The organism is Streptomyces sp. NPDC002870 (assembly GCF_042888505.1).
In the GTDB taxonomy this organism is placed as follows: domain Bacteria; phylum Actinomycetota; class Actinomycetes; order Streptomycetales; family Streptomycetaceae; genus Streptomyces.
The window spans coordinates 16912-26881 of the sequence record NZ_JBIAPW010000019.1 but is presented as its reverse complement, the minus strand read 5'-3'; the positions used below and the strand labels follow the sequence as shown (position 1 = coordinate 26881).

Sequence of the window (9970 nt, the reverse complement as noted above, 5' to 3'; positions counted from 1 at the left end):
GGAAGGCATCAGGAAATGCACAGCACACCCGACGTAACCATGACCGCGCAACAGTTCAAGATCGCTTTCCAGGTGACGAAGGAGCTACGCAGCATTCCCGAGGAGCGGCTTGCGGAGGGTGGGATTCCACCGCACCACTCCATTGACATCCTGGAGTTGGCACGCGACATCAGGAAGGCCGCCTCTGCCGGCCGTGTGGAGATCCACTTCATCTCGCCGGACCCCTCGGACAGAAGGATCCTGCGGATCTTGGAATCGGCGGAATCCGAAGTGAGCGCGGAGATTTCGACAAGAGAATTTCCCTCCGCGACGGCACGGCACTGGCGGCCATTGATGGACGCGGCAGTCGAGTCCCTCGGCGAGGAGGAACTGAGATTCAGGACGGGCTACAGTAAGGCTGAGGTCGACTCTGTCGGATCGCTGCTTGAAAGCCTCTTCACTGACTGATGGGCTGCCGGTCGGCGGGAGGGGACGCGCGACCGCGATCAGAAGGCACATTTCACTCGTGCCGAGCAGCGGGGTAGGGCTCCATCCCTGCTCAGAGCGTTTCTGCCAGGTACCGCCCCGCCGTCTCCCGCAGTACCTCCACACCGTCCCGCGTCCACAGCCCCTCGTTGAACAGCTCCACCTCGATCGCGCCCCCGTACCCCGCCGCCTCCACCCGTTCCCGCCACTCGCGCATGTCGATCACACCGTCCCCGAGCTGGCCCCGGCCGTTCAGCACCCCCGCCGGCAACGGCGTCGTCCAGTCCGCCAGTTGGAACGCGTGGATACGGCCCGCCGCGCCCGCCCTCGCCACCGCAGTCGGCGCCGCCTCGTCCCACCAGATGTGGTACGTGTCCACCACCACGCCGACCTGCGACGCCGGAAAGCGTTCGGCGAGGTCGAGCGCCTGCGTCAGCGTCGAGACCACGCACCGGTCCGCCGCGTACATCGGGTGGAGCGGCTCGATCGCCAGCCGCACGCCCCGTTCCCCCGCGTACGGAGCCAGTACCGACAGCGCGTCCGCGATGCGTTCCCGCGCGCCCGGCAGGTCGCGGCTGCCCGCCGGGAGGCCGCCCGAGACCAGGACCAGGGTCTGAGTGCCGAGCGCCGCCGCCTCGTCGATCGCCGTGCGGTTGTCGGCCAGGGCGCGGGCCCGCTCCGCCGGCTCGATCGCGGTGAAGAAGCCGCCGCGGCACAGGCTGGTCACCGTCAGCCCCGCGTCACGTACGAGCTTCGCCGCCGCATCGACTCCGTAGGCCCGGACCGGTACGCGCCACAGGCCCACCGCGCCGATGCCCAGGCGTACGCATGTCTCGGTGAGTTCGGGGAGAGTGAGCTGCTTCACCGTCATCTGGTTGATGCTGAAGCGGGTCAGATCGGCTGAACCGGTCACTGGGCGACTCCGTACATCGTCAGCAGGGACTTCATACGCTTCTCGGCCAGCCACGGGTCGGGGAACAGGCCGAGGCCGTCGGCCAGTTCGTACGCCCGGCACAAGTGCGGCAGCGAGCGGGCCGACTGCAGGCCGCCCACCATCGTGAAGTGCGACTGGTGCCCGGCCAGCCAGGCGAGCAGCACCACGCCCGTCTTGTAGAAACGGGTCGGCGCCCCGAAAAGATGGCGGGACAGCTCGACCGTCGGGTCGAGGAGTTTGCGGAACCCGGCGACGTCGCCGGTGTCGAGGATCCGGACCGCCTGAGCGGCCAGCGGGCCGAGCGGGTCGAAGATCCCGAGCAGCGCGTGGCTGAAGCCCCGCTCGTCGCCCGCGATCAGTTCCGGGTAGTTGAAGTCGTCGCCGGTGTAGCAGCGGACGCCCTGAGGGAGGCGGCGGCGCAGGTCGATCTCGCGCTCCGCGTCCAGCAGCGAGATCTTGATGCCGTCGACCTTGCCGGGGTGGGCGGCGACGACGTCGAGCAGGACCGATGTGGCCGTATCGAGATCGGCGGAACCCCAGTAACCCTCCAGCGCCGGGTCGAACATCGGGCCCAGCCAGTGCAGGATCACCGGTTCGCTCGCCTGCCGCAGAAGGTGGGAGTAGACGGAGAGGTAGTCGTCGGACGTCCGGGCCGCCGAGGCCAGTGCGCGCGACGCCATCACGACCGCCTGCGCGCCGGTGTCCTCGACGAGCGCCAGTTGTTCCTCGTACGCCGTGCGCACCCGGGTCAGCGAACCGCCGCCGGAGCCGAGTTGGTCCGTGCCCACCCCGCACGCGATCCGGCCGCCCACAGCTTTGGCCTCCGCCGCCGAGCGGCGGATCAGCTCCGCCGCGCCCGCCCAGTCCAGGCCCATGCCGCGCTGCGCCGTGTCCATGGCCTCCGCGACACCGAGGCCGTGCGACCACAGATGGCGGCGGAAGGCGAGTGTGGCGTCCCAGTCGACGGCGGCGGGCGATTCGGGGCTCGTATCGGCGTACGGGTCGGCCACGACATGCGCCGCGGAGAAGACCGTACGCGAGGCGAGTGCGGCCCCGCCGGCGAACACGGCTGGTTCGGCGCGGGGTTCGTACACCCCGTGCGGAAGCCTGATCGTCACAGCGACAGCTCCGGCACCTCGAAGCGCCGGCCCTCGGCCGAGGACTTCAGGCCCAGCTCGGCGAGCTGCACGCCGCGCGCACCCGCCAGCAGGTCCCAGTGGTACGGCTCGCCGAGCGCGACATGGCGCAGGAACAGCTCCCACTGCGCCTTGAAGCCGTTCTGGAACTCCCCGTTGTCCGGCACCTCCTGCCACTGGTCGCGAAAGGACTCGGTGGCGGGCAGATCCGGGTTCCACACCGGCTTGGGAGTGGCGGAGCGGTGCTGGGCTCGGCAGCGGCGCAGGCCCGCGACCGCCGAGCCGTGAGTGCCGTCGACCTGGAACTCCACGAGTTCGTCGCGCATCACCCGTACCGCCCAGGAGGAGTTGATCTGGGCGACAGCGCCGCCTTCCAGCTGGAAGATGCCGTACGCGGAGTCGTCGGCGGTCGCGGCGTACGGCTTGCCGCGCTCGTCCCAGCGCTGCGGGATGTGCGTGGCGGCCTGCGCGGTGACGGACGTGACCCGGCCGAACAGCTCGTGCAGTACGTACTCCCAGTGCGGGAACATGTCGACGACGATGCCGCCGCCGTCCTCGGCGCGGTAGTTCCAGCTCGGGCGCTGTGACTCCTGCCAGTGGCCTTCGAAGACCCAGTAGCCGAACTCCCCGCGCACGGAGAGGATCTGGCCGAAGAAGCCGCCCGCGACGAGGCGCTTCAGCTTCAGCATGCCCGGAAGGAAGATCTTGTCCTGCACGACGCCGTGCTTGATGCCCGCGGACTCGGCGAGGCGGGCGAGCTCCAGTGCGCCGGCGAGGTCGGTGGCGGTCGGCTTCTCGGTGTAGACGTGCTTGCCGGCGGCGATGGCCTGCCTGATCGCGTCGACGCGGCCGGAGGTGACCTGCGCGTCGAAGTAGATGTCGATGCTGTCGTCGGCGAGCACGACGTCGAGGTCGGTGGAGATGTGCGCGAGCCCGTGCCGCTCGGCGATCGCGCGCAGCGCGTGCTCACGGCGGCCGACGAGGACGGGCTCGGGCCACAGGACCTCGCCGCCCCCGAGGTCGAGGCCGCCCTGTTCGCGGATCGCGAGGAGGGAGCGCACCAGGTGCTGGCGGTACCCCATCCGCCCCGTGACGCCGTTCATGGCGATCCGCACTGTCCTGCGTGTCACGAAGGTGCCTCCAGGTGCCCTCGACGCGTCCTGTTTCCCTCATCACGGCCGTGTTCCCTCGATACGGCCGTAGCAAGCGCTTTCTAGACGGTATGACGCTAGCCTGCGGACAGTGGCCCGGACAAGGGCCCCGTTCCATCTCCCGTGGAGGAAAGCGATGACAGTCACCCTGGCGGATGTGGCGGCGCGCGCCCGGGTGTCCCCGGCCACCGTCTCCCGTGTGCTCAACGGCAACTACCCGGTCGCGGCGTCGACGCGGGAGCGGGTGCTGCGGGCGGTCGACGACCTCGACTACGTACTGAACGGGCCCGCGAGCTCACTCGCCGCGGCCACCTCCGACCTGGTCGGCATCCTCGTCAACGACATCGCCGACCCCTTCTTCGGAATCATGGCCGGGGCGGCGCAGACGGAGATCGGCGGGCAGGAGGGCTCAGGGCGGGCGGGCGGCGAGAAGCTGGCCGTCGTCTGCAACACCGGCGGCTCGCCGGAGCGCGAACTCACCTATCTCACCCTGCTCCAGCGCCAGCGGGCCGCGGCCGTCGTCCTGACCGGCGGCGCGCTGGAGGACCCGGACCACATCGCCGCGATGGCCGCCAAGCTGGCGAAGCTCGCGGACGCGGGGACGCGGGTGGTGCTGTGCGGCCGGCCCCCGCTGCCGGGCAGCGAGGCGATCGTCGCCGCGCTCACCTTCGACAACCGGGGCGGCGGGCGCCGGCTCACCGAGCATCTGCTGGCACTCGGACACCGCCGGATCGGTTACGTCGCGGGGCCGCCGGAGCGCACGACGACCCGGCACCGGCTGGAGGGCCACCGGGCGGCGCTGGCCGCGGCGGAGATCGACGAGGACCAGTCACACGTGACCGTGCACGGCCCCTACGCGCGCCGCTCGGGCTACGACGCCACGCTCGAACTCCTGCGCCGCGACCCCGACTTGACGGCGATCGTGGCCGCGAACGACACGGTGGCGCTGGGCGCGTGCGCGGCCCTTCGCGACCAGGGACTGCGCATCCCCGAGGACATCTCGGTGGCGGGCTTCGACGACCTCCCCTTCTCGGTGGACGCGGTCCCGGCGCTGACGACGGTCCGGCTGCCGCTGTACGAGGCGGGCGCACGGGCGGGCCGCCTGGCGATGGGCAACGAGGCCCCGCCGCCCGGGGGGATCGCGACGATCGGCGCGGAACTGATGGCACGGGCGTCGACGGCGCCACCGCGGAAGGGGTGAGCGGGCGGGCCGGGCCGGCCACGGACACTCTTCATGCACGGGCGAAGCCGAGCGCAGCCTGCGCCGCCGCAGCGGCGCAGCACGGCTACCAGGCCCGCAACTCGGGATCAGCTGACGGCAGCTGGTTCCGTGGCTTGCGACCGGTTTGCCGGGCGTCGTCCGAAGGGGCCCAACTGAGCGACCACACTTGCGTAGAACCGGTCCACCGCTTCGTCGACGCTACGGATGAATCCGGATTCGGCACTGCCGCGAGTGGCGCCCATGCCCTTGAACAACGAAAGCCGGAAACCGGTCATCCTGGCGCCGTCCTTGGGCAGCATGTCGGCCGGTTCTGGGCGCAGCCGTTCCAGGGTGCCGCGCGGGCCGCTGCAGCCCTCGACGAGGGTCTCGACATGGAGGTCCGCCGGCGCCTCGGCCAGCAGTCGGATCAGGCGCTTGGCCGAGGTGAGGGGGTAACTCCCTTCCGGGGCCTGGATTTCGATGGACGTGCGCAGCTTGCCGGTCCGCAGGTCGGCGACGATCGCCAGTACGCCGGGCGTGCCGTCGATGCGCAACTCGGCGGTCAGCCGGCCCTCCTCACACAGCCGGTCGGCGAGTGCGGTCCGCCGGGAATGCGGGTCGGTGCCGCGCTTGGCACGCTGTACCGGCAGCGCCTTCTGGCCGAGTTCACCGCCCAGGCGCAGACAGACCTGACGGATGAGCTGTTCCCAGCTCTCGACGACCTCGACGGCGCGCCGGTCACCCTGACAGAGAGTCTCCGTGTCGATGCCGTTTCGTACCGGCACCCAGGCCGGACCCATGTTCTGAAATCCGTGGCAGCCGGAATTCTCGTGCTGAAGGTAGTGCAGCAGTTCCTGCAGGAGCCAGGCATGGGCGGCATTGCCGACGCCCTCGTGGCGAATCAGCATCTGCGCCTGGTGGGCCACTTCGGCCCAGGACAAGTGCCACAGGGCGACCTTGTGCTTACGCCGTCCGTCAGTCCTGACGTCCACCAGCGGACTGCCTTCCAGGGCCACGTCGTTGGAGAGCGTGATGACGGCCTCGTAGCCACGGCGGGCGGCGATGTCCATGTAGTTCTGTACCTGATCCGCCTTGAGCGGGTTTCCATTGGTCTTCGTCTCGACCAGAGCGGTCCACAGCTTGCCCGCCCTTTCCACGCGGATCACACCGTCCGGGCGTTTGGGGCTTTCTCCGTGCGGCAGCGTGACCTCGGTGAAGGTCTGCATACGGCCGGCCGGCGCGCCGAAAGCAGCGGTGAGCCGGCGCCCGAACTCCGGCACTTCGGCCATCACAGAGAGCAGAACTGAAGTTGCCCGCAGCTCCCGCTCCTTGTCGCTCTTGAGCGACGGCGCGGGGAAGAGCCGCGCAGGCCTCCAGGAATCGTTCTCGGCGAGGGTCTTCCTGGCCACCTTGGGCAGCGTGACCTTTTTCTTGGCGGTACGAGGGCCACGGGCGCCGCCCGTCGGCGTCGGCGTCGGATTGGCATCGGCGGGCCGCTCTTCGCGTACCGCCTGTGCGGGGAACGCCACTGGCGGTTCGACGGCCAGAGCCCGCGGCTCTTCGGCCTTCAGTACCGGCTCCACTTCAGCTGGTTCTGTGGCATCGTCCTCGCTCTCGTCATCGATAGCGATGCCGAAGTCCGTGGCCAGACCCGCCAGGCCGGTTTCGTAGCCCTGGCCGATCGCCCGGAACTTCCACTCCTCGCCCCGGCGGTAGAGCTCACCGAAGATGAATGCGCTCTCGACGCCGGCGTCGGTGATGGAAAATCCGAGCAGAGTCTCACCGCTGCGATCGGCGAGCGTCACCCGCAGGTCGTCCAGTTCGCCGAAGCAGGAACCGCCGTACTGACTGGCCGCCACAACAATGCGTTCAACATTCGGAGGCACTGCGGTCAGGTCGAGGCTGATGCGGTCTTCGCTGCCAATGTCGGTCGGTGTTTTGCCCAGCAGCTGCACGCTGCCGTCGGCTGCCGCGGGGTTGTTGTAGAAGAAGAAGTCGGCGTCGCTGCGCACCTTGCCGTTGTCGTCCAACAGCAGTACGGACACATCCGCGTCCCCGTCCCCCGTCGCGCTGCTCCAGCGCAGACTCACGATCACCGATCCGATGTCATCGCTCAGGGCTGTCAGGCCGGCATTGGAACCCTTGGCCATTTCGAGCATGCAGTCCCCCAGACGTGCGGCCGCCTCAGGGCAGGCCCAAGCAGCTACAACATGTCGATCTGTGACGTAGTGCGCACGTGGTGCGACGAAGAGAACCGTAGCGCTCATAGCCGACGTATGAGGAGATGTTGTGAACACTGAATCAAATGAGGAAACGGCGGTCCTTCCGGCGACGGGCGGCCCGGGGCTGCCCGACGCGACCCTGAGTGACAGAGCGCCCCGCCAGACCTTGCCGCGGCCCGAGCTCCGCCATACTGTTGACTCAGTCAAGGATAGAGCCCGGAGTAATCAGCCCGGAGCAGCTCATGCCGATCCATGAAATCCGCGCGTTCAACCGCTTCTACACCAACCTCATCGGGGCGCTCGACTACAGCAAGCACCTCTACACCCCGTACACCCTCACCGAGTCGCGCGTCCTGTACGAACTCGCCCACAGCCCCCGTACCGACGCCGCCGACCTGCGTGCCGAACTCTCCCTAGACGCCGGGTACTTGAGCAGGCTGCTCGCCAAGTTCGAGCGGGACGGGCTGGTCGGGCGGGCGCCGTCCGAGGTGGATTCGCGGCGGCAGCGGATCACCCTCACTCCCCGTGGGCGCGAGGCCGCGGCGCTGCTGGACGAGCGGTCGCGGGAGGCCGTCGGGGCGTTGCTGGACAAGGTGGCCACGGACGAGCAGTCGCGGCTGGTCGAGGCGATGCGGACCGTGCGCGAGATCCTCGGCCGCGGGCGTCCCGCCCACCGCCAGGGCCCCGTCCTGCGCGAGCCCGGGCCCGGTGATCTGGGATGGGTCGTGCAGCGGCACGGGGCGCTTTACGCCGCAGAGTACGGCTGGAACGCCGACTTCGAAGGGCTCGTCGCCCGGATCATCGCGGACTTCGCGCAGGACCACGACCCCCATCTGGAGCGGGTCTGGATCGCCGAGCTGGACGGGCGGCCGGTCGGGTCGGTGATGTGTGTACGGGACGACGCCCCGGCGACCGCGCGGCTGCGGCTCCTGCTCGTGGAACCGGAGGCGCGTGGGCACGGACTCGGTGACCGACTCGTCAGCACTGTCGTGGATTTCGCGCGCGATGTGGGGTACCGAGAACTGGTGCTGTGGACCAATGACGTACTGGACGGGGCCCGCCGGATCTATCAGCGGGCCGGGTTCACCCTCGTCGCCGAGAAGCCGCACCGCTCGTACGGAGCGGATCTGGTCGGCCAGGACTGGCGGCTGCCCCTGCAGGAAGGAACGGTCAAATGAGGTTCGCCTTCTCGACGCTCGGCGTGCCGGGCATGCCCGTCGCGGACGTGGTCGCGCTCGCCGCGGACACCGGCTACCAGGGGGTCGAGCTGCGCGCCGACCCCGAGGAGCCGGTGCATCCGGGGATCGGGGCGCGGGAACGGGCCGCCGTGGCGGCGGAGTTCGAACGCGCGGGCGTGGAGATTCTCACCGTGTGCGGGTACACCGGCGTCGCGGCTCCCGGTGACGACGCTCCGGTGTACGAGGAGCTCGACGAACTGCTCCGACTGGCCAAGGACTTGGGCGCGCCGAACGTACGCGTCTTCCCCGGCGGGGGCGACCAGGACCCGGCCGAGGCGGAGGCCACGGCCGCCCGCCGGCTCGGAGCCGCTGCCGAGACCGCGGCCGGGCTCGGCGTACGGATCCTGCTGGAGACGCACGACTCGCACCGTACCGGCGCCAGTGTCTCCCGCATCCTGGGCCCCGTCGGCCACAAGCACGCGGGCGCGATCTGGGACGTGGTGCACCCGTGGCTCGACGGCGAGGAACCGGCGGCGGCACACGCGGCGCTCGCTCCCTTCCTCGGCTATGTCCAGGTCAAGGACGTCGCATCACGCGACGACCTCGCGCCGCTGCCGCTCGGCGCGGGCGTACTGCCGCTGGCCGAGTGCCTGGCGACACTCACCGAGGAGACGTGGCTGTGCTGGGAGTACGAGAAGCGCTGGCATCCGGAGGCAGCTGACCTGCCGGGGCTGCTGGTGCCGGGGCGGCAGCACCTGGAGCTCCTGCTCGCGACAGGGACGTGAGCGCCACCCCGCCGACCAGCAGCACCGCCGCGCCCCAGCGCAGCGGGCTCACCGACTCGTCCAGCAGCAGCGCCGCCGACGACATGCCGAAGACCGGCACGAGCAGCGAGAAGGGGGCGACGGCGGAGGCGGGGTAGCGGCGCAGCAGGAAACCCCAGGCGCCGAAGCCGAAGACCGTCGCGCCCCAGGCGACGTAGACGATCGCGCCGGCGCCGCTCCAGTCCAGGGCGCGCAGCGCGTCCAGATCAGTCTGCGGGCCTTCGAACAGTAGGGAGAGCGCGAGCAGCGGCAGCACGGGGACGGTCGAGACCCAGATCATGAAGTTCAGCGCGTCCGGCGGGGAGGCCTTGCGGGTCAGCACATTGGACACGCCCCAGCAGGCCGCCGCCGCGATGACGAGCAGGAAGGCGAGCACGGGGCCCGAGGTCCCTTCGTCGACCGCCGCGAGGGCGATGCCGCACAGGGCGACCGCCATGCCCAGGACCCGTACCCTCCCCGGCCGTTCGCTGAGGACTACAGCGGCGAACAGGGCCGTGAAGACCGCCTGGATCTGCACGACGAGCGAGGACAGCCCGGCCGGCATCCCGCGGTCCATGCCGATGAACAGCAGCCCGAACTTCGCGACACCCAGCGCCAGTCCGACGCCGATCACCCACTTCCAGGCGACTTTGGGGCGGCCCACGAAGAAGACCGCGGGCAGCGCGGCCACCAAGAAGCGCAGGGCGGAGAAGAGCAGCGGCGGGAAGTGGCCGAGCCCGAGCTCGATGACGACGAAGTTCACTCCCCAGACCGCGGCGACCAGGACGGCGAGTGCGATGTGTGCGGGACGCATGCACCGAGGATCTCCGGCCTCGACCATGTAGCACCAGCACGGGTTTCTTCATGGTGGAATTGAGCG

The 9970-nt window shown here is 69.9% G+C and carries 8 protein-coding genes and 1 pseudogene; 4 read left to right on the top strand and 5 right to left on the bottom strand.

The features are described from left to right. The first annotated feature begins 15 nt into the window (after nt 1-15). Nucleotides 16-447, top strand: coding sequence for a hypothetical protein (locus tag ACFYWY_RS22745; RefSeq protein ID WP_389189608.1), 432 nt, complete (start codon nt 16-18; stop codon nt 445-447). A 91-nt stretch (nt 448-538) separates the two neighbouring features. Here the strand turns inward: ACFYWY_RS22745 and ACFYWY_RS22740 are convergent, their stop codons facing one another. Genes ACFYWY_RS22740 through ACFYWY_RS22730 form a run of 3 tightly spaced genes read right to left on the bottom strand, consistent with a single transcriptional unit; the run spans nt 539 to nt 3665 of the window. Next, entirely contained in the window at nt 539-1336 is a 798-nt protein-coding gene (locus ACFYWY_RS22740; protein ID WP_389189833.1) for a sugar phosphate isomerase/epimerase family protein, read from the bottom strand. A gap of 38 nt (nt 1337-1374) precedes the next feature. Beyond that, on the bottom strand, nt 1375-2517 hold the full coding sequence (locus ACFYWY_RS22735; RefSeq protein ID WP_389189605.1) for a dihydrodipicolinate synthase family protein: 1143 nt from the start codon (nt 2515-2517) through the stop codon (nt 1375-1377). After that, nucleotides 2514-3665 (bottom strand): Gfo/Idh/MocA family protein, encoded by a 1152-nt coding sequence (locus ACFYWY_RS22730; RefSeq protein ID WP_389189602.1) that lies wholly within the window; start codon nt 3663-3665, stop codon nt 2514-2516. The genes ACFYWY_RS22735 and ACFYWY_RS22730 overlap by 4 nt, the downstream gene beginning before the upstream one ends. Before the next feature lie 157 nt (nt 3666-3822). On the opposite strand from ACFYWY_RS22730, the gene ACFYWY_RS22725 reads away from it, so the two are divergent. After that, nucleotides 3823-4887, top strand: a complete 1065-nt coding sequence (locus ACFYWY_RS22725; RefSeq protein WP_389189599.1) for a LacI family DNA-binding transcriptional regulator — start codon at nt 3823-3825, stop codon at nt 4885-4887. Nucleotides 4888-4994: 107 nt separating this feature from the next. Here the strand turns inward: ACFYWY_RS22725 and ACFYWY_RS22720 are convergent, their stop codons facing one another. Further along, on the bottom strand, nt 4995-7037 hold the full coding sequence (locus tag ACFYWY_RS22720) for a TerD family protein (RefSeq protein ID WP_389189596.1): 2043 nt from the start codon (nt 7035-7037) through the stop codon (nt 4995-4997). A gap of 314 nt (nt 7038-7351) precedes the next feature. Between ACFYWY_RS22720 and ACFYWY_RS22715 the strand changes: the two genes are divergently transcribed. Both ACFYWY_RS22715 and ACFYWY_RS22710 read left to right on the top strand, forming a co-directional pair. Continuing rightward, on the top strand, nt 7352-8287 hold the full coding sequence (locus ACFYWY_RS22715) for a GNAT family N-acetyltransferase (protein ID WP_389189593.1): 936 nt from the start codon (nt 7352-7354) through the stop codon (nt 8285-8287). Beyond that, nucleotides 8284-9060: pseudogene (locus ACFYWY_RS22710) on the top strand (sugar phosphate isomerase/epimerase family protein); the annotation flags it as partial. The gene ACFYWY_RS22715 and the pseudogene ACFYWY_RS22710, both read left to right, overlap by 4 nt. On the opposite strand, the gene ACFYWY_RS22705 reads toward ACFYWY_RS22710, so the two are convergent. Next, nucleotides 8948-9904: an EamA family transporter gene (locus tag ACFYWY_RS22705; protein ID WP_389189590.1), complete on the bottom strand. Its 957-nt coding sequence runs from the start codon at nt 9902-9904 to the stop codon at nt 8948-8950. The pseudogene ACFYWY_RS22710 and the gene ACFYWY_RS22705 overlap by 113 nt on opposite strands. Nucleotides 9905-9970: the final 66 nt, after the last annotated feature.